This is a genomic window from Lentimicrobium sp. S6 (assembly GCF_013166635.1).
Lineage (GTDB): Bacteria > Bacteroidota > Bacteroidia > Bacteroidales > UBA12170 > UBA12170.
This window is the reverse complement of the sequence record NZ_JABKBZ010000027.1, coordinates 37110-62574: the sequence shown is the minus strand read 5'-3', so window position 1 is coordinate 62574 and position 25465 is coordinate 37110. Positions and strand designations below refer to the sequence as shown.

Sequence of the window (25465 nt, the reverse complement as noted above, 5' to 3'; positions counted from 1 at the left end):
GAGGTTTTGTAACACTTTTCCAAAAAGTGTTGAAGAGAAATATATTATCATGCTTTTTCAGATTAAATGAACCATTTGAGTAATATATTTATTAATAATAGCTTCCTAAATTAACAAGAGAAAAAAAATGACTAGATTGTCCATCCCCCAGAAAAACACGTTGATCCATGTTTTGCCTGTTTAATAAAAAGACGATTGCCCAAAAATGATTAAACTTGTTTTAAGCATATTTTGGACAACAGTTGTAATTACTTCTTTTCTTTTTTCTCTTTCTTAATCACCTCTGGCCTTTTTCGGTCTTTAATGGTGATCTTCCAAGTTTCTTCTATATTCCAACCGGATTTTGCAGAAAGTGGAAGTGGGAAGTAATAAACAGGTTCTGATAAAAGGTTTAGTCCGTAATTTCCTGTATTCCATCTTCCGTTTCCATTAAAGTCTTCCAAGGCTTTCAAGTAATAGTCTCCTTCTACAACATAGGGTAGTACCAAGAGAGAGTCACCATAGATTACATGTTTCTGAATCACTATTTCTTTATCAGCTTCTCCTTTAACCAAGGTGATAACCACAGGAGATACACAGTTTGAATCAACTTGAATACTGACATTAATATTTGAATAATCATCAATTGTTGAAGTGGTCATGCTTAAATTGATACTGTCGTTTTCTAATCCGAAAATATCTACCAAGGCTTCTTGTGGAATACTTATTTTATAATTAGTTTCTTCTTTCCAAGGATATTCAATTCTTAGTTTTCTTTTTAGACTATCTAGGAAATAGGCTTCTACATTTATTTCCATTGTATCTTCTAAAGCTACTAAGTTTTTAAGATTAGCATAGGCCAATGGAGTTTCAAATTCTAATAGCACAGATTTGTAAAAAGGAAAGGGTTTCTTTACATTATTGCTAAACTTTAATACCTTTTTATCTTCCTTTTTCTTTGTACTCTTGTCTTCTTTTTTCTTTCTTCGGCGTTTGGGTTTATCTACTTCCTTTTTAGCTGTTCTTACTACAAAGTCCATAGTGTCGATAGCCAATGTGTCTACCTGCATACTTAAGAAAAGCGTATCGTATTTTAAGTCTGGGAGCCAAAGTGTTAAGGTGTCTCTATACTTAGAGAATTCTTCAATATACCAGCTTTCATCAGTACTGTCATTAAATAAATTAAAGTGAATACTATCTTGTATAGGGAATTTAAAAAAGAAATCAATTTTCTGATTAAGCTCTACCGCTGTTTCGGCTAATCGAGGTATGGAATCATGCTGAGTGAACAAATATAAATCAACTGGATTCTGAACCATAGAATAGGAATGATATTCCCAAATACTGTCCATTAGAGCAGTATCGTTGAGGTTGATAGGAATAGAATCCGGAATAAAATCGAAGACATCCTCAGGAAATATTAAAGAATCTAGAAATGAAATTTCTTCATTGGGCATATCGAAATAATAATTGCTATTCACATCTTTTATGGCAAACATCAAGTAATCATCAAGTCTGAGGTTGTTGAGTTTGTATTCACCCAGTTCATTTGTTCTGGATACATAATAAGGTCTTACAAAATAGGGGAGGCTATCAAATGGAATGGTATCGTTCATTCCTTTTTTATACAAACAAACATAAACAGACTCCTCAGGAGTGAGATATTCTGATTGTAAAATTTTTCCTCTAATGCTTAAGCTATCCAATGATGGACCTGTACTAAAAACATATTCAAAATTTTCAATGGGATTGTCCTCGTGCAAATCGCATATGGCATCACCAAAATAATAGGTATAGGTAGTGTTTTCTGCTAGAATAAGGTCTTTGTCATTTTTGATGACCACTTTTTTCCCTTTCAGTTTTATATCAGGATCTTCATTTAAAGGAGGTGAAATAATCAAATTTTGTTGTAGATCCTTTAAAACTAAAAACTCGTCGAACTGCAATTGGATTTTTCGCGGGCGGGTATTGCGACTATATTTTACGGGATCGCTACCTAAAAACACAGGTGGCTCTTCATCTTTTGGCCCTCCTCCAAGGGGGCCTGGAGAAGCACAATATTGGAGGCTCATTGCGAGAAGCAAGAAGACCAGTAGCTGGTATTTTTTTAGAAATCTCAAATCAAATCATTTTTTTCTGAAGCAAAAATAAACATCATTTCTTATGAAGTCCTTATTTTAATCATTTTTTAGTTTTCAAAAGCGGTGTTAGCGAACAAAATTCATATCCTAATTTGGTGAAATGGGCCAAATATTGAGGTAAAACATCTAAAACTTTCTCTCTCGATTTCTCATTATCATGAAAAACGACAATGTCACCAGCTTTGCTTTGTAGTACATTAAATAAGCATTGCTCATTACTCAGTTGCTTGTCGAAATCTCCACTTAGAATATTCCACATGATGATTCGGTAATCATCTTTTAAATGTTTGATTTGTTGATAATTGATTTGTCCATAGGGTGGGCGAAATAAATAGGAATCAATATATTCTGAAGCTTTTTTTACATTGTTAATATAATCCTTCGCTGGGGTTTTCCACCCGCTGAGATGATTATGAGAATGATTACCTATTAAATGGCCATCTTTTTGTATTCTATGTATTAATTCTGGATAATTCTTGGCATTTTCACCCACACAAAAGAAAGTGGCTTTGGCTTGGTAATCCGCGAGAATTGCTAAAATTTCCATGGTGAGATTTGGGATGGGCCCATCATCAAAAGTTAAATAGATTATTTTTTCATTTGTAGGAATCTTCCATATCAATGATTTACTCATTAATTTGGAGATGAGAATAGGAGTTTTAACTAAATACATAAAAGCAAAAGTAAAGTATTTTTGTATTTTAGCCCGTACAAATTATTGGCATGGAGCAAAAGCGCTGGGTAATACCCGATATACATGGTTATGTAAAGACTTTGAAGTCCTTACTGGCTCAAATTCGTCCTTCTAAAGAAGACCATTTAATCTTTTTAGGTGATTATATTGATCGTGGCCCCGATTCAAAAGGGGTGATTGACGAGATTTTAAACCTTCAGAATAATGGTTACCATGTGACTCCCTTGATGGGAAATCATGAGGAGTATTTTCTTAGAAATTACGATTATGCTTTGGAGAATAGTGGGTTTTTGCAAAAACTAAAGCCTAATAAAATAAAAAAGGAGTGGTACGAGTTTGGCGGTAAGGACACCATGAAATCATTTGCAACCCGTTCTATTATTAATATCCCCCAGAAATATATTGAATGGATGCGTAATTTGAAATATTATTTGGAAATGAATGATTGTGTTATTGTTCATGCTGGATTGAATTTTAATCTTCAAAATGTATTTCAAGATAAACATGCCATGTTATGGCTTAAAGAATTCAATATTGATTCTTCAAAAATTGGAAATAGACAGTTGATTCATGGACATACTCCGGTGGATTTGGAATACATTCATCATTGTATCAATCAAGAAAAACAAGAATTTATAGATTTGGATAATGGAGTTTTTTTGAGTCAAAAACCCGGATTTGGTAATTTGGTGGCTTTTGAAATAAATAAAAGACTTCTCATCACTCAGCACAACGAAGACGAATAATGAGGCTAAAATATTATTTCAGTTTACTGCTGATATTTTATACAATATCACTTATTGCACAGCAAGATACCAGCTTTTTACCTATGCCTTCTGGACCTTATCAAGTAGGAACAACAGAATGGTTTATAACCGATAGTTCAAGGCAAGATCCCTTTAAAAAGCGTGACAAGAGGAGACTGTATATAAAAATATGGTATCCAGCTCAAATTAAGAGTACAGAAAAGCCAGAATTGTATTTAGAAAGTTATCCCACAGACCTTATCTATAATGCCTTTAAAATCAAGAAATTCTCAAAGGAATGGATAGCCTCAATTCAAGAATATCCTACGCATTCTTATCCAGAGGCAGAATTGATTGCTCAGAAAAATGGTTTTCCAGTGATATTGTTTAATCCTGGCTTCTATTTTGGAATGGCCGATTTGTATACAGGAATGATGGAAGCGCTGGCTAGTCAAGGATATATAGTATGTAGTATAAACCATCCTTATGAGCAGCCTTACATAAAATTCCCCGATGGTGAAGAAATCTATTTAAAAAAGAAAAGGGCCCAATGGTCCTATATGCAATTGGTTTTTGCCAACTGGTTTCAATGGAAGAAAAAAGACAGCCCAGAGAAAAATATTGAAATCACTCGATATTATCATAAGATGTTGAGGAGGTTTAAAAAGATTGTGAATTTTTGGGTAGAAGACACTCGTTTCTTTATAGATTATCTGGAGGAAGAACAAGATAGACAAGTTGAACATGCCTTATTGCAAGCCATGGATTTAAACGCCATTGGCGCTTTTGGACAGTCGGTTGGTGGTTCAGTAATCGGAGAATTATGTGTTCAGGATGATAGAGTAAAGGCCGGAATTAATCTAGATTGTTTTCAATTTGGGAATGCTATAGACCAGCCCCTTAAACAGCCATTTATGCTGATTGAAAGTGATTATAACGCCGATTGGAACCTTGGGAACACCGTTAACTTTAGTCATACAGATGGTGATTTTGCCTTTTTACGCTTTCCAAAGTCCAGCCATTTTGTTTTTAGTGATGGGGCAGTATTACCCTATCCCGACAGAGATAATGAAGTGAGAATGATAGGTGATATTGATGGGGCTTTGGTTTTTAATAGTTTAAATCTATACATATCCGAGTTTTTTAATCAATATCTAAAATTTCAGCATTCCTCTGTTATTCAGAGTAATATGTCTAATTTGTATTTGGATTATTTCCTTAGAAAAGCTCCTCTGAAAATTGAAAAGGAATAGGCTTTAGAATTTAATTCAAGTATTAAGCTTTAAGTCAAATACCTTAGTCAAAAAAAATACAATGGTTTAAGAATTGTATTTTTTCATTGGAAATGATTAAGAGAAAATAAATGTTGATTTTATTGGTTTTTATTCATTTTAAAATTTCCTATATTTGCTCTCTAACATTAATAAAATCACATACTATGAAAAAAATTCTACTTTTTGCAATGCTTTTCAGTTTTTCATTGGCTTCTATGGCGCAATATGAAACTGTAAACATTAAAAATTTAAAAAAATCAAAAGACATTGAGGTTTCTCAAAAGAATAACCTTCCTGCCCCAGTAATTAATGCAGATAAAGCAGTAGCAGAAGATATCAACCGTATTTATGTCGGAAAGGCTAAAGATTTTCGTACGGTTCGTAAAGAAGATACACGAGCTATATCTTATAACCCTGAATTAGACATTATTTCTATTGTTTATGTTTTAGATCCTGCTACCTACGGAACCAATGGAACAGATATGGGTATGGTTTATTCTACTGATAGAGGAGCAACTTGGTCTGAGCCATTAGTAATATTTGACAATGGTAATTCTTATACAAATGATTATCCTTCTGGAATCGTTTTTAATCCCGATGGTAATACCGCTGTTGAGGATGCTTATGGAGTTATGCAAAACATTTCTCATGTTGGAGGTGACTGGGGTTATAAAATGTGGGGAAGTATGACTTTAGGTGGTGAAAACCATGCTATTGAAATTAGTCATAACCCAGATAATATTGAAGATGGATATTGGAACCAATACGGTTTAACACAAATTGAAGATCAAGTTCGTTGTTTAAATATGTTACCTCAAGGTGATTGGGGAAATTATCAATCTGCTGAATTACAGCCTATATTTGGTGATTTTGAAGGAACTGATTTTTTGTGGGATGAATCTATGTTAATTGAAATGGATTTATCTCAAAGTTCTGAAGATGGTCAAATGGCTTGGATTGGTTCTTATCAAGCTCACGATGGTGGTATTGATATGGCATGGTCCGAAGATGGACAAATTGGTTATATGTATATGGTAGGAGCTACTAATGATTTTCCTTCAGGATATCAACCTATCGTTTATAGAACAGAAGATGCTGGTGATAACTGGGACCTTATTGAATTAGATTTCACTACTGACGAGATGCAAGCTTTATTGGAGCCATTTATTATTGAAAACTGGAAAGGTGATATGATTCCTTCTGTTTTTGAATCTGCTAGTGTTGTTGATATGCATGGAGATCTTCAAATATTTGCTGCAACAGGTTCGCATTCTGCTGATATTTATAATTATCCGGATTCTTTAGGTTGGGGTTGGACTTATCCTGGTGATTTAATGAATTTGGTGGTTAATGATAATGGTTTAACAGATATCATTTGGATTGATTCTTTATTTACTTCAAATTTAGGTGATGACGACGAAGGAAACTATGCTGGTAATGGATGGAACCACAGATTAAGTGCTGCAAGAAATGAAAATGGAAGTCAAATTTTCTTGACATGGACTGATACAAGAGACGTTGCAAATGAATTAAATGTAGAGCCAGATGTTTTTGGCTGGACTAGAGATTTAGTATATTACGAATCTATTGACCCAATATGTTTAACAGAAGGAACATTATATGAAAAATTCTATTATTTTACTTATGGTTCTGAGATAGCCTATTTAAATGAAGAAGGTAGCTATACCATTCCTTATATGCAATGTGTAACACCTGGTGAATTTGCATCTAATGGTGGTACAGATCCTATAACTGTTAATTATATTACAGGAATTAATTTGGTAAATTTAATTGTTGATGGTGTTAGTGATATGCAAAATCAAGCAAGCTTCAAAATTTCTCAAAACCAACCTAATCCATTCACAGGTTCTACTATAATAGAAATTACTACTCAAACTGTTAGTCCAGCTTCTATTGAAGTAACTAGCCTTTTAGGACAAACTGTTTATAGCATGAATGCTGGTATCATTAATGGTAGTCAGAATGTTGAAATTAATGCTGAGAACTTAGAGTCTGGTGTTTATTTTTACACGGTTACTATTGGTAACGAAAGCATAACAAAGAAAATGATTATCGAATAGTCAATTTCTTTACTCTTATAAAATCGGATTTCATATTTATGGAATCCGATTTTTTTTGTGCTTTTTAAATATTTGTATTTTTTCTCCATCCATTGCTTTGCCAATAAGGATAAAGTTCAATTCATAGCGCATCATATGGGTCACATTGAAAATTATTGGGAGTATACAAAGGCTTACTCAGAAAACTGCTCAGCAAGTCTAATCCACAAAGGACTTTCCACTTTTCTAAATGATTATGATATACCAAAGGATTTGTGCACGAAGGAGGAATAAGAGTTCCATTAATAGTTTCTTGGCCTGATGAATTGGATTCTGCTTCTGTTTCTGAATATATTTCTTCATTTAGTGATATGATGCCCACCTTCTGTGATATTGCACAAATAGATATTCCTGAGGAGTCTGATGGAATAAGTTTTTTGCCGACTATTTTAAATCTGCAGCATCAAGTAAATCATGAGTATTTGTATTGGGAGTTTCCTGAGTATAATGGTCAACAAGCCATTCGGTTTGGAGATTGGAAGGCGATTCGAAAAAATATTCAGAATGGAAACTTAGAGCTTGAGTTATATCATTTACTCAGCGATCCACAAGAACAGAATAATGTAGCTGAGCTTCACCCTGAAATCATAAAAACAATAAACATATTCATGAAAGAATCTCATGTGAAATCAAGTATTACACCATTTCAGTTATATAATATAGACTAGTTTGCTTTTGAAAATAAAAGCACGTTAGCTGCTTTGTTTGTTGATATTTAGTATTTTATGGGAATGTTAATTTTGTGGTTTAATCCGGAATTATCATTACATTTGGGATTATATAGCATCGCATCAGTCATTTCTCTTTCTCTGCATTCTGTTTTCGGATTTAATTATTAGATAGAACCAAATAAACGAATATTCTATATGGGCAAGGGAAGACATACCGAAGATGAGCTTTATCATTTTTTATTCAATACGTCTTCAGATATTTTAGCGATTCAAAATTTCCATCATGAAATTTTGGATGTAAACGAGGAAGGTTTAAAAAAGATAGGATATCAAGCCAGTGAGGTATTGGGACAACCTATTTCAAAAATTCAAAAAAAGTATTCCTTAGAAGAATTAGAAGGCATCACCCAAAAACTGATGGAAAAAGGTGAAGCAAAATTCGAAAGCCTATTTCTTTGTAAAGATGGAAGTGAATTGCCAGTAGAGGTTATTGCAAAAGTGATAGCTTATAAAGGGGCTAAAGCTGTTTATACTCAATCTAGGGATGTTAGTGAACTTAAAGAATCCCAGCAGAAATTAGCTTTACAACAACAGGCCTCATTAAAAATATTCAGTGCTTTAGATGGAATAGTCTATGTAAGCGACCCATTCAGTTTCGAAATACTATTTGCCAATCAAGAGCTTATAGATTCTTTGGGTGTTGAACAAAGTATTATCGGAAAGAAGTGTTATCAAGTTATGCAAGGTTTAGATAGTCCTTGTTCATTTTGTACTAATCCTATTATATTCAATAATAAAAAAAATGATTCTTATGTTTGGGAATTTCAAAACAAGCAGAATAATCATTGGTATCGTTGTTATGACAGAGTAATAGAGTGGTTCAATGGCAAAAATGTAAGGTTAGAATTAGCTGTTGATATTACTGAGGAAAAGGAGAGACGTTTGCAAATTGAAGATCTAAACCTTCATTTAAAATCCATTGTAGACAGTCCAAAAGATTATGCACTTTTTAGATTAAAGATAGACCTTCAGACTAATAATGCTGAGGTTCTAATGATTAGTGATTCTATTATTCATTTATTTGGAATTTCACCTCAGGAGAAAAATACTTTTGCCAGCTGGTTTGAAAATGTTCATCCTAAAGATATTAAAACAGTATTTAGAGAAATATATAGGAATTTAAAGCCTCCTTTTAAACATCAAATGAAGTTTAGAATAGTACATCCTGAAAGAGGAATACGATATTTTAAACTAGAAGCCACAGGAATCGCATATCGGCAAGAAGCTGAATTGTTAGAGTATTCAAATGGATTTATTATTGATATTACAGATTCGGTTTTAGCTACCCAGGCATTAAAAGAAAGTGAGGAAAGATATCAATTGGCAACTGCTGCTTCCGAAAGTGGTATTTGGGATTGGAAATTAAAAGACAACTCTGTTTTTTATAGTGATCAATGGAAAGGACTTTTAGGTTATCAAGCTCACGAATTGGGCAATGAGTTTTCTACTTGGGAGGATTTACTTCATCCTGATGATAAGGAAAGAATGATAAATACAGTGCAAGCCTTTTTAGAGAAGCCTAAAAACTTCTTTATTGAGGAATTTAGAATGAAGCATAAGGATGAGACTTATAGATGGATTCATAATAAAGCAGCAGCTGTTTTAGATAAAAATGCTAATGTCATTAGGATGTTTGGTGCACATACGGATATCACCAAAGAAAAGAAGACCATAGATCACCTCATCAAATCAAAAGAGGATTATAAACAATTATTTGAACAAGCCCATGATGCTATCCTTACTTTTAATCCTGAAGATGAAGTGATACTGGAGGCCAATAAAGCGGCTTGTGAAGTTTATGGATATTCTTATCAAGAATTTGTAGGAAGTTCTATCACTAATTTTTCAAAGAATCCAAAAAAAGGGAAATTAAGGATAGATCAAACCCAAAAAGATGGAGTTTATACCAATTTCGAAACTACACAATATCATAAAGATGGCAGGGAATTACATTTTGAGATTAATGCTTCCTTAATAAACTATCAGGGAAATAAGGCCATTTTAAGTATCAATAGAAACATCACTGAAAGAAAAAAAGTAGAGTTGGCTCTAATTGATAGTGAAGCCAATTTAATGTCTGTTTTAGAGAGTTCTCAAGATGCTATTTGGTCGGTTGATAGGGAGTTCAAACTACTGACGATCAATTCAAAGTTTAGAAATGAATTTCATTATAACTATGGTGTTAAACTCAATAAAGGGAATTGTATTTTGGATTTTGTATCCAAAGAGACTGCAGATTTATGGAAATCTCGATATTTAAGGGTTTTTTCAGGCGAGTCTGTTGTAGAAATTGATCAATTCGAGATAGATCATAAACCCTATTATTTTGAAATTACCATTAATCCTATTGTTTATGGGCAGCATATCTCTGGAGCATCTGTGGTTTCTAAAGATGTTTCAGAACGAGAAAGAACACAGCAATTATTATTGATAGCGAAAAATCAGGCAGAAGAGAATAATAGAATGAAATCTTATTTTTTAGCAAACATGAGTCACGAGATTCGAACTCCTATGAATGGAATTATGGGTTTTGCAGATTTATTAAAAGAAGAAGATTTATCAGAAAAAGAAAAGGGTTTGTATATTAGTGTTATTGAACGAAGTGGTGGTAAGATGTTACGTTTAATTAATAATATCATTGATATTTCCAGAATAGAATCGGGGCAAATGAATGTAGATTATAGCGAAGTAAACGTGAATGAATTATTGTATTTTCAATATGCTTTTTTTTCACCCGAGGCAGAAAGAAATGGTTTAGAATTAAAGCTTGAAACACCCAATATTGGCGAATTAAATATTTGGTCTGATTCCACAAAAATTGCTGATATTTTTACCAACCTAATCAAGAATTCTATTAAATACACCAAAGAAGGACAAATATCTTTTGGATATTCAATTCTTGGTAAAACCATCAAGTTCTTTGTGAAAGATACGGGAATTGGAATTTCTGAGCCTAAGCAAAAACTCATCTTTGAACGTTTTGTACAGGCAGAGAAGGTGGATAATAAAGTTACCGAAGGCGCTGGTTTGGGTTTGTCTATTACCAAAGCTTATGTAGAACTTTTAGGAGGAAGTATAGAACTTAAATCGTGCAAGCATAAAGGTACAGAGTTTATTTTTACACTTCCTATAAAAGGAAAACTAAAAAACTAAAGCTTTCCCCCTTAAATATTTACAAAAAAAAGTACAGATTGATTCTGTGTTCTATACCATTGTATTATTTTTATTCTGTATTTTTGAGCAAACGAAATGAGCTGGTATTTCTATAGATGTTAGCGATTTTCTTCTTTATTCATTTCCTAACCTAAAACTCATTTATGAAAGCATTAAAATTTACTTCCTTTGTTTCAGTCTTTTTAATCCTATTGATTCTTGGAATCTCTAATGAAAGCAAATCCCAAACTGTTGTGCAATGGTATACCTCTATGGGCGATTTTAGAGCCGAATTGCGCGAGGATCTTGTGCCTGAAACAGGTCAGAACTTTATCAACCTTTGTAACGATCATTTTTATACTGATTTAATTTTTCATAGAGTCATTAGTGGATTTATGATTCAAGATGGTTGTCCTTATGGTACTGGTACCGGTGGACCAGGGTATTCTTTTGATGATGAGTTTCATCCTGATTTACGTCATGATGAGCCTGGTATACTTTCTATGGCTAATTCAGGACCAAATACCAATGGTTCACAGTATTTTATAACTGTGGCTCCAACAGAATGGCTCGATGATGCTCATGCTGTATTTGGAAAAATTATAGATGGAATGGATGTGGTTTATGCCATAAGTGAAGTGGAAACCAATGCCAATGACAAGCCATTAATTGATGTAGTGATTGATAGCATTAGAGTGGTTACTGGAGACAGAACAATAGAACTAACAGCACCAGTTTCTAATGGAAAATGGAATGCCGCTGGAACAAGCATCATTACTTGGAATAGTGCTTTTATTGCAGATGTGAAATTGGAGTTTTCATCGGATAATGGAACTACTTGGGAAACCATAGAGGAGTCTATTTCTGCCAATACTCGTGCTTACGAGTGGGACGCCCCAAATGTAACATCAGATGCCTGTTTTGTAAGAATTTCTGATGTAGCTTATCCAGATATCATGAGTATGAATGAGGAGGCTTTCACCTTTGCATCTCTCGAGTTATTAGAACCTAATGGCTTCGTTACTTACCAAGTGGGAAGAGAATATGAGGTGACATGGTCAGGTGAGTTGATAGGTGATTTGAGTTTATACTATCAAGCTTCCGATGGAGGTGAATGGGTATTTGTAGCCGATGGTATTGATGCAGCAAGCGGTTCCTATATGTGGACTCCAGAAACAGCCACAGATTGGTGTAAAGTAAAACTAGAAGAAACTGCTTTCCCAGAATTGAGTGATGAGTCTGATTTTAGGTTCTTTGTTTATTTATTGGATGTTTTAACGCCTATGGATGGTGAGTTATTGATGCCAGAATATGAGTATGATATTACATGGAATAGTGAGGTGATTTCAAATGTTAAAATAGAGTTTTCATCGGATAATGGTGATAATTGGTCAGTGTTGGAAACTAGCTTACCAGCAGGTAGTCAGGTGTATAGCTGGTTGGTCCCTGATGCTAATTCACAAGACTGCTATCTTAGATTATCATATCCTAGTAATTCTGATATTTACTCAATTAGTGAGAAATTTGGAATAGATATATTATGGACTGTTGATGAACTAAATGAACAAGCATTTACAATATCTCCAAATCCAGTAAACGATTATATCCATATTGATTTGAAAAATGTGATTTCTGGAAAAGAGAAAGCCACCATCAAAATCTATAATTCTAATGGTCAGGTTGTATTAGAACAAGAAATGAAAACTGAGGAAATACAAAATAATCAAACAATTTTAGATGCTCAAAAACTTCCTCAGGGCATTTATTTCATCAATGTAAAAACTGATAAAAAGGAGAGTAGTTTGAAGTTTATAAAGATGTAAATTGACATAGAACAGAAAGATTTAGAAAACCATGAGCAGTTTTATTGTTCATGGTTTTTCTTTGAAAGACTTTGCAATATAGCTGATAAAATTGAGGCACAAAGTGAATAACAGGCTCTGGCTTCTGTTACTTTTATCTCTATTTATATTTGAAGTTGAGTTTCGTTATCATTTATTAGTTGTTGTGCTAAACATACTACCGTAGGACGTCAATATGTTTGTCCAGTTCAAACTATATAATTCATTCGTAGAGAAGAATAGTAAATACTATTTTAAAGCAGTGAATATTTATTGTTTCCAAAATATTTTGATAGCTATAAACTTTGAGTATTTTTGCTAGATATGAGCAAAACTGCCAATATATTAAATCCTGAGAAATGGGTGCAAAACCATTCCGACTACCTTTATAATTACGCTGTATATAAAGTTAGTGATGATGTGATTGCTCAAGATTTGGTTCAAGACACTTTTATTGCTGGCCTTAAGGGTAAAGATTCTTTTAAGGGAAATAGCACGGAGCGCACCTGGTTGGTATCTATTTTGAAGCGAAAAGTTATCGATCATTATCGCAAATCTTCAGTTAGGAAAAACACAACAAATACAGATTTCAGTCTTCCTTTTAATGCCGATGGAGCTTTTAAGAACCATTGGAGTGATGATGGTGAACCTGGACAATGGAATATTGATCAATCAAATGATCTGGAAAAAGATGAATTTCAAAAAGCTTTAGACTTATGCTTGAGTCTTCTACCTCCTCAATGGCGTGAGGTTTTTCATATGAAGATGATGGAGGAGTGTAGTGGAGAAGAAATTTGTAAGGACTTAAATATTACTTCGTCTAATTTGTGGGTGATTATGCATCGAGCAAAGTTGAAGATGAGAGCTTGTATTGAAAAAAATTGGTTAGAAGTATGATGAAGAAAATGATGATAAGAGGGATGGATGCCATCATGTTGAGTTGCGAAGAAGCTACATACTTAATTACCAAGTCGGAGATGACTAAGGTGGGCTGCATCAAGCGAGTGCAATTAAAAATGCATTTGGCAGGATGTGAATTATGTCGTCGTTTTAAAATTCAGAGCGATTTTATTGATAAAAATTTAGTCAATCTTGAAAAATTAAAGCTTAATAATACCTCTCCAAACATAGAGCTCCCACAAGAGAAGAAAGAAGAGTTACAAAAATTATGTGAGCAGACTTAATGATTCTCATTTAAGCTTTTTCTTTAGATTTCTATGGTTACGTTGAATCTCCTATTTATCCTATTGCCTTAATTAAATCTCCTATATTAGATTTATATTACCTTTGGTATAAACATTTAAATAAGTCTATTTTTTCATATGAAAGCACTAAGGAACTATAACCATCAAATCGAACTATTTCCCCAAAGTCCAAAGATTTTAGTTTTTTCAAAGTTGATTATTCTATTGAGTTTTTTACTTTTTATAAATTCCTGTACTCAAAGAAAAGTCAAGCAAGGCTTTATTAAAATAGACTATTCCTTAAACCAAAATTGGGCTTGTTATCCGGTTTCTAATCAGGATGATATGGATATATTCTTTATTGCTCCAACTGTATATAGTGGCGACAGTGTGAGTTTTAATCTTTCGCTTGAGAATGAGGATCTAAAAGGGAACTTTATAGGTGCCATAAATATGGAAAAAGGTATTTATGATGCTGAAGCTAATTTTTATGCGCCTTATTATCGTCAAGCTAGTTTAACAGCTTATATGAGCAGAGGATATGCAGAGGAATCTGAAAATCCTTCAGTAAATATGGCTTTTAAATTGGCATATTCTGATGTGGAGGAGGCTTTTGATTATTATCTTTCTCAAAGTGATAAGCCTTTTATTTTAGCAGGGTTTAGTCAAGGGAGTGAGATGATAATGAAGCTGTTAAAGCATCGTTTTCAAAATGAGGGATTGCAAAACCGATTAATCGCCGCCTATGCTATTGGTTGGCGTTTAGAGGAAGAGGAGGTCATGGAATATCCTCATTTAAAACCTGCTCAAAACGATAGGGATTTAGGAGTGATTATCTGTTATAGCAGTGAATCAGAGGGTATAGCTTCCTCTATTATTGTTCCCAAATTTAGTCTGTCTATCAATCCATTAAATTGGAGAATTGATTCAGTGCTTGCTGATAAAAGCTTAAATTTAGGGGCTTGTTTCACCGATTATGCTGGAGGTATAAATAGGGAAATAAAAGAGTTTTCTGGAGCCTATATTTCTCCTTCTAGGGGAACCCTTAAAGTCATCGATATTCTTCCTGAGGATTATCCTCCAATACTGCCTATTTTTAAAGAAGGCGAATATCATATCTATGATTATCTATTCTTCTATAGAAATTTGCAGGCAAATATCGCGCTAAGAAAGGCTATTTATTTTCAAGAAAAGAGATAAATAGGAGATCCAAAAAGCCTTTAGTTCGATAAAATCAAATCTAATGGCTATTTATTTTATTAACTAGGATTTATGACCCTACTGTCCCAATTTGAATATCAAACCAGCAGTTAAATCACCTTGGAAAATAACCACTGTACTGCTTACACTAGCACCACAATTACTTCCTCCACTTCCAATACCACAGTAAATCCCTCCTCCATTAAAGTACATAGGCATATACATATTTCCTTGGAATTTGATTCCAACTTTATCTGTAAAATAGTATTTTATTCCTGCACCCAAATTGATCATAAAACGCCACACATCAGTAATATCGCCATTCGTAGCATTATAATATACTGCTCCAGCTTTAAAAGTACCAAAACCAATAAGCTGAGGATTAGATAATTCTACCCCTTTTGTTCCTCCAATAAGAAACATATGAGTTTGTATATCAAATTCTCTAGAAGGTAATAAGTCTATGTAACTAAAGTTTGGTCGCCATTGTGCATCTGAAGAACTAACTGCATAGGAAAGTTCCAGCATACTATGCCCACCAGCGTCGAAACCTAAGTGAAGGCCATAGTTTATATTGTCTTTTATCTTTAGGCTTCCTTCGTAGAAATTACTTTTTCCACCAAAGAAATATCCAACCATTGGAGAGAGTTCTACTTGTGAATAGGTGGATAAACCTGTAAATAGAAGGGCAATGAGTATTAGTTTTTTCATTTGAGTTTAGTTTTGATCCAGAACCTTCAGAAATAAAATGAAGATTTCTTAGCGTTATTTATAGCAAATATAAGGGTTTGAGGAATTAAAAATAATTTTAACAAAAAATAAAAACTTTAAGAACCATTGCTTCAAATTAGATTTCATGGGAATGCTACCTTTGCACAAATTTAATTTATGCATTACGCAGATAAACATAGCTTAGGTGAAATAGAATTATTCAAAGCAAAAGTGACCAGAATAGATGATTTAGGTGAGAATGCTTTTGTCTATTATTTCAAACGGTTTTTCGATTTTAAACCAGGGCAGGTGGTGGCTATTTCATTACAAAAAGATGAGCCTCCTAGGCTTTATAGTATTGCGAGTGAACCTAAAAATGAAGAGGTAGCTATTTTGTTTAAGGTAAAACCTGATGGTTTTTTAACACCTCGTTTGGCTGAAGTTAAAATAGGCGGCACCATATTAGTTAGCCAGCCTTTTGGGGCCTTTTATGGTAGTAAAGGAGCTGATTATTGGATAGCTGTAGGAACAGGAATTGCTCCATTTGTATCTATGCAAAAAAGTGGTTTAGCTCCTCAGAAGACTCTGATACATGGTGGGAGAGCTGAAAAATCCTTTTACTTTGATTCATTGTTTATTAAGGATGATTCATTGAAATATATTCCTTGTAGTTCTACCATGGAGAAGGAAGGCTTTTATAGTGGAAGACTTACAGAATACTTAAAAACTGAAGAGCTGGAATTAGATAGAACATTCTTCATTTGTGGTAGCTCTGAAATGGTGGTGCAAGTTCGAGATATATTGATAGATAGGGGAGTAGATTACGATAAAATCATAGCAGAAATATACTTTTAATGGTAAAAGAAAATATATTCGGTAAAACGAAAAAAGAATTACAAGAACTGGTTGTAGGCTTAGGTTTGGCAAAGTTTATTGGAACTCAATTAGCAGAGTGGATGTATAAAAATAATGCTCGAACATTTGAGGATATGCATAATATCTCTAAAAAGGCCAAGGCTTTATTAGATGAGAAATATCAATTGGAAAGAGTGGAGCATGGAACTGTACAAAAATCAGTTGACGGAACTAAGAAATATCTTTTTCATGTAAGAGGTAGCCATTTTATTGAGGCTGCTTTTATTCCAGATAGAGACCGTGCAACACTTTGTGTTTCTTCTCAAGTAGGCTGTAAAATGGGCTGTTTATTCTGTATGACGGGAAAACAAGGTTTCCAAGCTAACTTATCAACTGGCGAAATCTTGAATCAAATTTATAGTCTTCCAGAATTCGACCAATTGACCAATGTGGTATATATGGGAATGGGAGAGCCTTTTGATAATCTAGATAATGTTTTGAGAAGTATTGAGATTCTTACTGCTGATTATGGAATGGCTTGGAGTCCAAGGAGAATTACCGTTTCTACCATTGGTATCATTCCTGCAATGAAAACTTTCTTGGAGAAATCAGAAGCGCATTTGGCTATTAGTCTGCATTCTCCTTTTGAAGAGGAACGTAAAAAGATTATGCCCATAGAAAATGTATATAATCTACCGAAATTATTGGAAGTGATTAGTAATTTTGAGTTTGGTGGGCAAAGACGAGTGAGTTTTGAGTATATCATGTTCAAAGATTTCAACGATGGAAAAACTCAAGTTGACCAATTGGCCAGAATTCTAAATGGTATTAAATCTCGAATCAATCTAATAAGATTTCATCCCATTCCAGGAACTCCTCTATTGGGTTCCGATGATGAAACCATCCTCAAATTCCAAGCAGACCTTAAGAAAAAAGGCATCATGACTACCATTAGAGCTTCTCGTGGACAAGACATTTTTGCGGCTTGTGGACTTCTTTCTACCAAAGAATTAGTGAAACGAAAGGAAGAGGAGGATTTTTAACCTTTTATGGAATATCATTCTATATATTGCTCCTAATTGATCACTTTATTTGGCTTAACTCTTATTATTTCAGTAGTTTTTGCTGTATTTAGGTAATTCTATTTTCTAGTTTTTTTGACGAAGCGAAACATTGCGTTTATGATCATGTTCGTAATCAGAGTCTTGCTATATGAATGAAATTTCTTTTGAGAAGTGTGTTTATTCGTTCAAAGAAAATATGGATAATAAGGAGTGAGAGCTATATTTTTCCTTAACTTTACTATGCAACACATTAAACTTTTAAATAATGAAAAAGAATATTTTACTATTGAGCATTCTCCTTATCGGCTTTGCTTTATTAACTAACTCTTGCAAAAAAGACGATGACCCAGAAACAAAAACATGCAACCTTATAAAGAGTGATACCCTCGATACGGATATGGCACTGGTCTTCACTGTTGTTAAAACTGGGGATGCTAATTGTACTAAAATCACTTATTCTATTGCAGGATCAGAACAAATACTCACTAATCCTACACTTCCATGGACCCTAAGTGCTTCAGGAGAAGCTGGAAGTACTATAGCGCTTACAGCAGATGCTACTACCACAAATGGAAGTATTTCTATTAGTATAACTGGGAATTCAGCTAGCTCCTCACTTTCTTTAAGTGAATCTTGTTCGCAGTATAACGATTGATGATATCATTTAGGGGTAAGAAGTCGAAATTTGATATTGGGTTTTGGCTTTTGGCCTCCATCAATTTGGGGTGTTACTTTATAAGTTCATCAAGTAAATCCCTTACTTTTTGGCTGTCCCATTTTTTATTTCCAGTTTCTTTCACAACGATGATACCTTCTTTATTTATAATATAGGTGGTTGGAAGACTTGTGCTAGAAAGTTGACTAGGTTCTTGATCTAGTGGGCGGTAAGATTTTAAATCCCAATTCTTGTCTTTTAAAAAATTTCTTGTAATACTTTGGTTTTCATTACTGATAAATAGAAAATATACTTTGTCGCCATAATCATTTTGCAATCTCTCAAAAGAAGGCATTTCAGCAATACAAGGTGGACACCAAGTTGCCCAGAAATTAATAAGAATGGGTTTGTCTGATAATTCTTTTAGTTGGATTTTTTGATTATCACCATTTAATAAGGTCCATTGATAATCAATAGGTGATAATTCACCATACTGATCGTCAGCTGAAACTGAAGGTGCAAAATTGGTTAATTCTTTAATGAATACCATGATGGGAGTTCGAGTAGCAGGAATTAAAAGGCCTGCGAATAAAAGAATAAAGAATATATCAGACACCCAAGCCCACCAAGATTTCTTCTTTTGTTTGACCCAGTATTTTTGCAAAAAATTCATGATTAGGTTTTTTTGCAAAAGTAGTATTATTCTTCTCTATTCCGTTTTGAAAATTTTTTAGAGGAAAATGAAATTATAAACAATAGAATGAGAATTGGTTCGTTAATTCTATGCCATTTTGTTTGTTTCTATTCAATTTCATTATGGTTATGCATTTATGTGTATGGCACTTAGTGAGTTGTGAAATATTTGAAAATAGCCAACTTTTTATTTATCAACATGTCTTGTGCATAACTCAGAAAATTTAAAACGATTTAGTTTTCTGAAAGATATCTTTTTTAATAAATTTGACACACACAAATTGAATACACATTACACCAAAACACAAAGAATATGAGTAAATTATTTGGCAAACTTTTCCAAGGGAAGGATTATACAGAACGTGGTAAGAAAATCATGACTATCCATAAGGGGAAATATACCACTTATCAAAAATACTTAGAAGTTAATCCAGCAATTGCAGAACAATATTTACAGTTTATTGGTAAACATCCAGACGCTGTGTATATTCGTTGGGATAAAACAAAAAGTAAGTTTACGATGTAGTATTGTATATGTTTTTATAATAATAAGTATATTATAAGGGGCATAATAGAATGACCCTTAGGGTCTTTACTTAAAACAAGAAATTAACTGAAGCAAAATTCACAAAAACCTTTGATGGCGGTTGTAGTTTTGCTTTTTTCTTCTAGCCATCCCATATGTCCAGAGTTCCCTAAAATAGTAATTTGTGCTAAAGGAGCTATTGAAGCTTGAGCCAATGCATGATCAATAGCAATTCTACTGTCTTTCTTACCTAGAATAAACAATACAGGAACTTTTGAAAATGCTATTACATCCAAACGCATTGTTCTCTCTTTCATACCTGCTAGAGCTGCTATTATTCCTTTGGGATTCATGGCATTAGCCATTTCAATTTGATTCTCAATCTCCTTTTTAAACATTAACTGATTATTTTCCGCAAAAAGAGAAGGAATAAATTGATTGATGAAGCTCATTTTTTCTTGCTTTACTATTTCTATAGTCCGCTCTCTATTTTTTTTAGCTTCATCAGAATCCGCCATACTGTGGCTATGGAATAATCCAAAACCATTCAAGCGCTGTGGATACTTTTCAGCGAAAGCTAGTGTGGTATATCCACCCATGCTGTGTCCCACCATGATACATTTTTCAATGGTTTCGGCAAGTAAAACTTGTTCTACTATTTCGGCCATAAAGTCCATTCCATGACTTTTGCTCCATATTCCTGTTTCACCATGCCCTGGTAAGTCGATGCAAAGAACTTGATAATTCTTCGAAAGTTCCTCGGAGTGGTAATTCCACATGCCAAGGTCTTCCATAAATCCGTGTAATAATACGATGCATTCTCCCTGACCTTCAATTTGATAATTGATATTTTTATTTTGAAATATAATTTGTTTTTGCATGCAATAAATTTTGTGTAAAAATAAGGTTTTTCATTGTCATTGTAGGATAGCAATTTGAAGTTTTCAATCCTATCTTCGAATATTTGAACATTCTTAAATTAAAAAAAACGCAAACCGAAGCTTGCGTTTTATAGCGTTGACTAGATAAAGCTTCTTTAAATGTTTATATTTCATTCAATAAGTTAACCATCTCAATGGCTCCCATAGCTGCTTCAAAGCCTTTGTTCCCAGCCTTTGTTCCTGCTCTTTCAATAGCTTGTTCAATACTATCTGTAGTAAGAACACCAAAGATAACTGGTAATCCTTCTGCCATAGAAACAGAAGCTATACCTTTAGAAACTTCAGAAGAAACAAAATCAAAGTGAGGGGTTGAACCACGGATGACAGCACCCAAGCAGATAATGGCATCGAATCGACCAGTTTGTGCCATTTTTTGTGCTACCAATGGAATCTCAAAAGCACCAGGAGCCCATGCAATTTCAACATTCTCCTCATTGACATCGTGTCTTTTTAGCGCATCAATCGCTCCTTCTAATAATTTGCCACCTATAAACTCATTGAAACGACCTACAATAATACCAAATCGGTTATTTCCAGCTGTTAATTTACCTTCTATTATTTTCATTTTGTATATGTATTTATTTTTTTTTTAATTAGCTTTTGCAAATGGCTGGTAGCTAGAAACTAATAACTTTTAGTTTTTCACTATTAACTTTTCACTTTCACATCCAAATTTCTAAGAACATGTCCCATCTTACTAGCCTTTGTTGCCATGTAAAAAGCATTTCTTTCATGGTGATTAGCTTCAATATGAACGCGTTCTACTACTTCGATTCCATAGTTTTCCAGAGAATGAACTTTATCTGGGTTATTGGTAAGTAAACGAACCTTTTTTACCCTTAATTCTCTAAGCATGTCTGCAGCGGCTTTATAATCTCTTAAATCTGGAGCAAAACCTAAAGCTTCATTGGCTTCTACGGTATCCATTCCCGCTTCTTGAAGTTTATAAGCTTTTAATTTATTATTGAGCCCAATTCCTCGTCCTTCTTGTCTTAAATAAATGAGAACACCATTGGAGTCAGCAGCAATACGTTTCATAGACTCGTCTCTTTGTTCACCACAATCACATCGATGACTTCCGAAAACATCACCTGTTAAACATTCAGAATGCACTCGCACTAACACAGCCTTTTCAGGATTAAAATCTTTTGAACTAACTGCAATATGTTCTTCACCATTATTCTTACTTAGAAATCCGTGAGCGATAAAATCACCCCATTTATTGGGGAGCTCTACGCTTGTGATTTTCTCCACAGAGCTTTCGTGCCGACGACGATATTCAATGAGGGCAGCAATGGTGATTAATTTTAAGTCATGTTTCTTCTTGTAAATTTCCAAATCAGGAACTCGAGCCATACTACCATCTTCGTTCATGATTTCGCAAATGACACCAGCAGGATAAAGACCAGCTAGTCTTGCTAAGTCAACAGCTGCTTCGGTATGGCCTGCTCTTTGTATGACTCCACCAGATTTTGCTTCCAGAGGAAAAATATGACCAGGTCTTTTGAAATCCTCGGCAAAAGCCTCAGAATTAATTAATTGCTGAATGGTATGAGCTCTTTCGTGGGCACTGATACCTGTGGTAGTTTCCATGGCATCAACACTTACTGTAAAAGCTGTCTGATGGGAATCAGTATTGTTTTCCACCATCTTACCAAGTTTCAAGGCTTGTAGCCTTTCTCCGGTCATAGGTGTACAAATTAATCCGCCAGCTTCTTTGGCCATAAAATTGATAGCTTCGGGGCTGACCATTTCTGCGGCCATAATTAAATCACCTTCGTTCTCTCGCTGCTCGTCATCGACTACAATGACCATTTTGCCCATTTTTATGTCGGCAATAGCTTCCTCTATGGTGTTGAATATCTTGTTCATGATAAAAATCCATTTTTAGCTAAGAAATCCATATCGAATGATTTCTTTGGTTGGTTTTTGGTTTGTGCTGTGCTTGGAGATAAAAACCTCTGCACATATTTTCCTATCATATCTGTTTCCAGGTTGACAGTATCGTTTATGTTTTTTCCTAAAAGGGTAGTTTCTTGTGCGGTGTGTGGAATAATGGAAACTTCAAAAGAATCGTCTTCCACTTTTATAATAGTTAGAGAGATTCCATCGATAGCAATGGAGCCTTTATCTAGCATTTGATGAAGAATAAAGGCTGTAGTACTAATATGAATCCGCCAAGCAATATCATCTTTATGAATGGCTTTTACTTTTCCAATGCCATCTATATGTCCTGAAACCAAGTGACCTCCTAACCTATCGGATAGCCTTAAGGCTCTTTCTAGATTTACTTTTGAACCGATTTTTAATTCCGAGAAATTGGTTTTTTCAACCGTTTCAGACATTATGTCGACGGTAAATCTTTGAGATGTGATGGCTGTAACTGTAAGACATGCTCCATTGGTACAGACACTATCTCCAATTTTTACATCCTCTAAAACTTTATTGGCTTTAATGGTAAATTGATAAGAATTTTGGCCAGCTCTGATGCTACTTATTTCTCCTACTTCTTCTATTAATCCTGTAAACATTAAAAATAGCCCTCCATTAATAAATCGTTTCCAATAGTTTTATAATGAACCTCTTTTAATTCTGGAACATCGCCTAAATGTTTGATTCCTTTACCTGTAAAAGATGATTTCGAATTCATTCCTCCTATAATTTTGGGAGCGATAAATGCATATATTTTTTGAGGAAGGTGATGTTGTAAAACACTGAAGTTGATAGAGCCACCACCTTCAACTATCAAACTATCAATACCTTCTTCTCCTAGTTTTTCGAGTAAGTACTCCAAGTTTACTACTCCATCTTTTAATGGACAAACCCAAACTTGAACGTTTTTGTATTCTTCAAATTCAGCTATACGAGCTTGGCTTGCCATACGAGTAGTTGCAATAATCAAAGGAGCTTTGTCATCGAGTATTTTAAATCCATGAGGGGTTTTTAAAGTGGTGTCCACCACTACTTTAATAGGGTTTTTTACTTCTTTGTCTAATCTTACTGTAAGGGCGGGATCGTCTTTTAATACGGTATTTATTCCTACTAAAATGGCTGTATAATCTTGTCTCAATTGATGAACTACTTTTCTGCTTTCAGCACTGGTAATCCATTGACTCTCCCCACTATAAGTGGCAATTTTACCGTCTAAACTAGTAGCCGTTTTAAGGGCGATGAATGGAGTTTTATATTGGATAAAATGGAAGAATTTTTCATTCAGTTTTAATCCCTCTTTTTCCAATAAGCCAGTTACCACTTCAATGCCAGCTTTCTTTAATATTTTAATTCCTTTTCCAGACACTAAAGGGTTGGGGTCGATATTGGCAATAAATACTTTAGAAAATCCTTGTTTGACAAGTGCAAGGGAGCAAGGAGGGGTTTTGCCTTGATGGGAGCAGGGTTCTAGGTTCACATATAAATGTGCTCCTTTTAAGTCTTGGCTAGCATTTTCAATAGCTCTAATTTCGGCGTGAGGCCCACCATAATACTCATGAAAACCTTCTGAGATGATTTCATCATCTTTTGTGATAACTGCACCTACCATAGGATTAGGAGCTGTAAAACCACTTCCTTGTGCAGCGAGCTCAAGGCAGCGTTTCATCATTTTTTGGTCAAACTTGCTAAAGTTTGCTGATTTCTTTGACATAAAAAAAGCCCTCGTATTTTTGGTCGACAGGGCAGTGCAAAGAAAAGCCAAAATAGGCTATTCATCTGTAAATCTTCTTCTATCATCCAGACTTTACTGTCGGTATTGGAATTTCACCAAATCAATCGTGACGATTATCGTCATGAGTCGCGGACTATCACCGCCGGTCGGGAATTACACCCTGCCCTGAAGAATTTTTTTATTACGTTGCAAAAGTATCTCATTTTTATGGATATGGATGTTAACAAATGCAAAATAGCTATTTAATGTTGGTATTTTGGAATGGGTTTAAATAGCCAATCGATTTATAGCAATAGCAAAAAGGTTATATCTTTGGTTATCATTAACCAAAATCAGATTCGAATGATATCAATCTATAGAAACACAATCAAACTAATTCTATTTATTCTTTGTATCTCTTCTTTGTTTTTTAGCTGTGGTAAATGTAATACTAAATCACTTGGCCAACCTTTCTGTGATAATGGTTATAATGAATGGACAGTTGCTGAAATAATTGAAGGATCTATTACTGGTTTTGACTTTAATAATTCTCCAATAGTCATAAGGAGACAAACTCAATATGATTCTTTAATGTCAGAGCATAAGCCAATAGAGGTAGATTTTGAAAAACACACTCTTTTAGGCATGGGAGGGGGAGGTTCTGGCCAAGGCATTAATACAATGGCATGGGTATGTAGGAATACACAAAAAGATGAAGTTAAAATGTATGTGAAATACTCTATGGAAAATCAGTGTGCAGGCTCTGGTATCATTTCAATACCTTTTGTTTATTGGGCTAAGGTTCCAAAGCTTTCAACAGAAACAAAGGTATATTTTGAGGCTATTGATGTAAATCCATTTGATGATTAATTTCTGATATTATTGCTGTTCTATTGCTATGTTACATAGGTATATCTGGCGATTTTGAAATATTCACGATGTTCTTATTTCTATAGATGTTTCGGTGCTCTGCACCTTTTGTTTGTAATTGAAAGATAATGAGCTAATTTAGAACAATCATTAACAAGGGGCAGAGACCCGTCTACCTCTATAAAAGAAATAAGAAAATTTGGTATCAAGCTACAGAGTAGCGAAACAATTTAGGTATTTTAGGGATTTCTGTTGTCGTCGCTGCTCTGTTAGCAAATTGCTGAGACTTATCTGGTGACTTTGAAATTATCATTGCATTCAAATTTCTATAGATGTTTCGGTGCTCTGCACCTTTTGTTTGTAATTAAAAGACAATAGCTAAAAAAGGTAATCATTAGAATGGACAGAGCCTCGATGACCTCTATAAAAGTATCACAAAAAAAA

Annotated in this window: 22 protein-coding genes, 1 pseudogene and 1 riboswitch; of the genes and pseudogenes, 14 read left to right on the top strand and 9 right to left on the bottom strand. The window is 34.1% G+C overall.

Annotated features, from left to right (window positions below):
• Positions 1–248: 248 nt before the first annotated feature.
• Together HNS40_RS10695 and HNS40_RS10690 are read right to left on the bottom strand one after the other, a co-directional pair.
• Positions 249–2099 carry an Ig-like domain-containing protein gene (locus HNS40_RS10695; protein WP_172280605.1) on the bottom strand — a complete coding sequence of 617 codons (1851 nt, stop codon included), beginning with the start codon at positions 2097–2099 and terminating at the stop codon, positions 249–251.
• 61 nt (positions 2100–2160) lie between these two features.
• Positions 2161–2754 carry a polysaccharide deacetylase family protein gene (locus HNS40_RS10690; protein WP_216664170.1) on the bottom strand — a complete coding sequence of 198 codons (594 nt, stop codon included), beginning with the start codon at positions 2752–2754 and terminating at the stop codon, positions 2161–2163.
• Between the two features lie 89 nt (positions 2755–2843).
• Between HNS40_RS10690 and HNS40_RS10685 the strand changes: the two genes are divergently transcribed.
• The 9 genes and pseudogenes from HNS40_RS10685 to HNS40_RS10645 all read left to right on the top strand — a co-directional run bounded on the left by HNS40_RS10685 (position 2844) and on the right by HNS40_RS10645 (position 15063).
• Complete coding sequence (locus HNS40_RS10685) at positions 2844–3560, top strand: metallophosphoesterase family protein (protein ID WP_172280601.1); 717 nt, start codon at positions 2844–2846, stop codon at positions 3558–3560.
• Complete coding sequence (locus HNS40_RS10680; RefSeq protein WP_172280599.1) at positions 3560–4813, top strand: hypothetical protein; 1254 nt, start codon at positions 3560–3562, stop codon at positions 4811–4813. Before HNS40_RS10685 ends, HNS40_RS10680 begins: the two co-directional genes overlap by 1 nt.
• 185 nt (positions 4814–4998) lie before the next feature.
• Positions 4999–6915, top strand: a complete 1917-nt coding sequence (locus HNS40_RS10675) for a T9SS type A sorting domain-containing protein (RefSeq protein WP_172280597.1) — start codon at positions 4999–5001, stop codon at positions 6913–6915.
• 251 nt (positions 6916–7166) lie between these two features.
• Positions 7167–7622: pseudogene (locus HNS40_RS10670) on the top strand (sulfatase/phosphatase domain-containing protein); the annotation flags it as partial.
• Between the two features lie 198 nt (positions 7623–7820).
• The gene (locus tag HNS40_RS10665; RefSeq protein WP_172280593.1) at positions 7821–10838 is read left to right on the top strand and encodes a PAS domain S-box protein; all 3018 of its coding nucleotides are present in this window, start codon (positions 7821–7823) and stop codon (positions 10836–10838) included.
• Between the two features lie 164 nt (positions 10839–11002).
• Positions 11003–12661, top strand: a complete 1659-nt coding sequence (locus tag HNS40_RS10660; protein ID WP_172280591.1) for a peptidylprolyl isomerase — start codon at positions 11003–11005, stop codon at positions 12659–12661.
• Positions 12662–13003: 342 nt separating this feature from the next.
• Entirely contained in the window at positions 13004–13576 is a 573-nt protein-coding gene (locus tag HNS40_RS10655) for a sigma-70 family RNA polymerase sigma factor (RefSeq protein WP_172280589.1), read from the top strand.
• On the top strand, positions 13573–13863 hold the full coding sequence (locus HNS40_RS10650) for a hypothetical protein (protein ID WP_172280586.1): 291 nt from the start codon (positions 13573–13575) through the stop codon (positions 13861–13863). Before HNS40_RS10655 ends, HNS40_RS10650 begins: the two co-directional genes overlap by 4 nt.
• A gap of 138 nt (positions 13864–14001) precedes the next feature.
• Positions 14002–15063 carry a DUF3089 domain-containing protein gene (locus HNS40_RS10645; RefSeq protein ID WP_172280584.1) on the top strand — a complete coding sequence of 354 codons (1062 nt, stop codon included), beginning with the start codon at positions 14002–14004 and terminating at the stop codon, positions 15061–15063.
• 78 nt (positions 15064–15141) lie between these two features.
• On the opposite strand, the gene HNS40_RS10640 is transcribed toward HNS40_RS10645, so the two are convergent.
• Entirely contained in the window at positions 15142–15774 is a 633-nt protein-coding gene (locus tag HNS40_RS10640; RefSeq protein ID WP_172280582.1) for a hypothetical protein, read from the bottom strand.
• Positions 15775–15951: 177 nt separating this feature from the next.
• Between HNS40_RS10640 and HNS40_RS10635 the strand changes: the two genes are divergently transcribed.
• The 3 genes from HNS40_RS10635 (at position 15952) to HNS40_RS10625 (ending at position 18348) form a co-directional block, all read left to right on the top strand.
• A complete protein-coding gene (locus HNS40_RS10635) occupies positions 15952–16629 on the top strand; it encodes a ferredoxin--NADP reductase (protein WP_172280580.1) in 678 nt (225 codons plus the stop codon).
• Positions 16629–17672 carry a 23S rRNA (adenine(2503)-C(2))-methyltransferase RlmN gene (gene rlmN, locus HNS40_RS10630; RefSeq protein WP_172280578.1) on the top strand — a complete coding sequence of 348 codons (1044 nt, stop codon included), beginning with the start codon at positions 16629–16631 and terminating at the stop codon, positions 17670–17672. Before HNS40_RS10635 ends, rlmN begins: the two co-directional genes overlap by 1 nt.
• A 286-nt stretch (positions 17673–17958) precedes the next feature.
• Complete coding sequence (locus HNS40_RS10625) at positions 17959–18348, top strand: hypothetical protein (protein ID WP_172280576.1); 390 nt, start codon at positions 17959–17961, stop codon at positions 18346–18348.
• A 73-nt stretch (positions 18349–18421) separates the two neighbouring features.
• Here the strand turns inward: HNS40_RS10625 and HNS40_RS10620 are convergent, their stop codons facing one another.
• Positions 18422–19021: a TlpA family protein disulfide reductase gene (locus HNS40_RS10620; RefSeq protein WP_172280574.1), complete on the bottom strand. Its 600-nt coding sequence runs from the start codon at positions 19019–19021 to the stop codon at positions 18422–18424.
• Positions 19022–19354: 333 nt separating this feature from the next.
• On the opposite strand from HNS40_RS10620, the gene HNS40_RS10615 reads away from it, so the two are divergent.
• Entirely contained in the window at positions 19355–19567 is a 213-nt protein-coding gene (locus tag HNS40_RS10615) for a hypothetical protein (protein WP_172280572.1), read from the top strand.
• Between the two features lie 83 nt (positions 19568–19650).
• Here HNS40_RS10615 and HNS40_RS10610 read toward each other — a convergent pair whose 3' ends face one another.
• The 5 genes from HNS40_RS10610 to ribD form a co-directional block, all read right to left on the bottom strand.
• Positions 19651–20448 (bottom strand): alpha/beta fold hydrolase, encoded by a 798-nt coding sequence (locus HNS40_RS10610; RefSeq protein WP_172280570.1) that lies wholly within the window; start codon positions 20446–20448, stop codon positions 19651–19653.
• A 163-nt stretch (positions 20449–20611) separates the two neighbouring features.
• Positions 20612–21073 (bottom strand): 6,7-dimethyl-8-ribityllumazine synthase, encoded by a 462-nt coding sequence (ribE, locus tag HNS40_RS10605; protein WP_172280568.1) that lies wholly within the window; start codon positions 21071–21073, stop codon positions 20612–20614.
• 83 nt (positions 21074–21156) lie between these two features.
• Entirely contained in the window at positions 21157–22380 is a 1224-nt protein-coding gene (locus HNS40_RS10600; RefSeq protein WP_216663692.1) for a bifunctional 3,4-dihydroxy-2-butanone-4-phosphate synthase/GTP cyclohydrolase II, read from the bottom strand.
• Positions 22377–23039, bottom strand: coding sequence for a riboflavin synthase (locus HNS40_RS10595; RefSeq protein ID WP_172280566.1), 663 nt, complete (start codon positions 23037–23039; stop codon positions 22377–22379). Before HNS40_RS10595 ends, HNS40_RS10600 begins: the two co-directional genes overlap by 4 nt.
• A complete protein-coding gene (gene ribD / locus HNS40_RS10590; protein WP_172280564.1) occupies positions 23039–24151 on the bottom strand; it encodes a bifunctional diaminohydroxyphosphoribosylaminopyrimidine deaminase/5-amino-6-(5-phosphoribosylamino)uracil reductase RibD in 1113 nt (370 codons plus the stop codon). Before ribD ends, HNS40_RS10595 begins: the two co-directional genes overlap by 1 nt.
• Positions 24152–24221: 70 nt before the next feature.
• Positions 24222–24349: riboswitch (FMN riboswitch) on the bottom strand.
• 165 nt (positions 24350–24514) lie between these two features.
• On the opposite strand from ribD, the gene HNS40_RS10585 reads away from it, so the two are divergent.
• Positions 24515–25021: a hypothetical protein gene (locus HNS40_RS10585; RefSeq protein WP_172280562.1), complete on the top strand. Its 507-nt coding sequence runs from the start codon at positions 24515–24517 to the stop codon at positions 25019–25021.
• The last annotated feature ends 444 nt before the right edge of the window (positions 25022–25465 follow it).

Excerpts from the sequence above, each read along its gene's own strand:
- HNS40_RS10655 (WP_172280589.1), top strand. The coding sequence starts at position 13,004 with ATGAGCAAAACTGCCAATATATTAAATCCTGAGAAATGGGTGCAAAAC.
- HNS40_RS10690 (WP_216664170.1), bottom strand. The coding sequence starts at position 2,754 with ATGAGTAAATCATTGATATGGAAGATTCCTACAAATGAAAAAATAATC.
- HNS40_RS10660 (WP_172280591.1), top strand. The coding sequence starts at position 11,003 with ATGAAAGCATTAAAATTTACTTCCTTTGTTTCAGTCTTTTTAATCCTA.
- HNS40_RS10595 (WP_172280566.1), bottom strand. The coding sequence starts at position 23,039 with ATGTTTACAGGATTAATAGAAGAAGTAGGAGAAATAAGTAGCATCAGA.
- HNS40_RS10640 (WP_172280582.1), bottom strand. The coding sequence starts at position 15,774 with ATGAAAAAACTAATACTCATTGCCCTTCTATTTACAGGTTTATCCACC.
- HNS40_RS10645 (WP_172280584.1), top strand. The coding sequence starts at position 14,002 with ATGAAAGCACTAAGGAACTATAACCATCAAATCGAACTATTTCCCCAA.
- HNS40_RS10685 (WP_172280601.1), top strand. The coding sequence starts at position 2,844 with ATGGAGCAAAAGCGCTGGGTAATACCCGATATACATGGTTATGTAAAG.
- HNS40_RS10620 (WP_172280574.1), bottom strand. The coding sequence starts at position 19,021 with ATGAATTTTTTGCAAAAATACTGGGTCAAACAAAAGAAGAAATCTTGG.
- HNS40_RS10635 (WP_172280580.1), top strand. The coding sequence starts at position 15,952 with ATGCATTACGCAGATAAACATAGCTTAGGTGAAATAGAATTATTCAAA.
- HNS40_RS10675 (WP_172280597.1), top strand. The coding sequence starts at position 4,999 with ATGAAAAAAATTCTACTTTTTGCAATGCTTTTCAGTTTTTCATTGGCT.
- HNS40_RS10600 (WP_216663692.1), bottom strand. The coding sequence starts at position 22,380 with ATGAACAAGATATTCAACACCATAGAGGAAGCTATTGCCGACATAAAA.
- rlmN (WP_172280578.1), top strand. The coding sequence starts at position 16,629 with ATGGTAAAAGAAAATATATTCGGTAAAACGAAAAAAGAATTACAAGAA.
- HNS40_RS10665 (WP_172280593.1), top strand. The coding sequence starts at position 7,821 with ATGGGCAAGGGAAGACATACCGAAGATGAGCTTTATCATTTTTTATTC.
- HNS40_RS10610 (WP_172280570.1), bottom strand. The coding sequence starts at position 20,448 with ATGCAAAAACAAATTATATTTCAAAATAAAAATATCAATTATCAAATT.
- HNS40_RS10615 (WP_172280572.1), top strand. The coding sequence starts at position 19,355 with ATGAGTAAATTATTTGGCAAACTTTTCCAAGGGAAGGATTATACAGAA.
- HNS40_RS10625 (WP_172280576.1), top strand. The coding sequence starts at position 17,959 with ATGAAAAAGAATATTTTACTATTGAGCATTCTCCTTATCGGCTTTGCT.
- HNS40_RS10650 (WP_172280586.1), top strand. The coding sequence starts at position 13,573 with ATGATGAAGAAAATGATGATAAGAGGGATGGATGCCATCATGTTGAGT.
- HNS40_RS10585 (WP_172280562.1), top strand. The coding sequence starts at position 24,515 with ATGATATCAATCTATAGAAACACAATCAAACTAATTCTATTTATTCTT.
- ribE (WP_172280568.1), bottom strand. The coding sequence starts at position 21,073 with ATGAAAATAATAGAAGGTAAATTAACAGCTGGAAATAACCGATTTGGT.
- HNS40_RS10680 (WP_172280599.1), top strand. The coding sequence starts at position 3,560 with ATGAGGCTAAAATATTATTTCAGTTTACTGCTGATATTTTATACAATA.
- ribD (WP_172280564.1), bottom strand. The coding sequence starts at position 24,151 with ATGTCAAAGAAATCAGCAAACTTTAGCAAGTTTGACCAAAAAATGATG.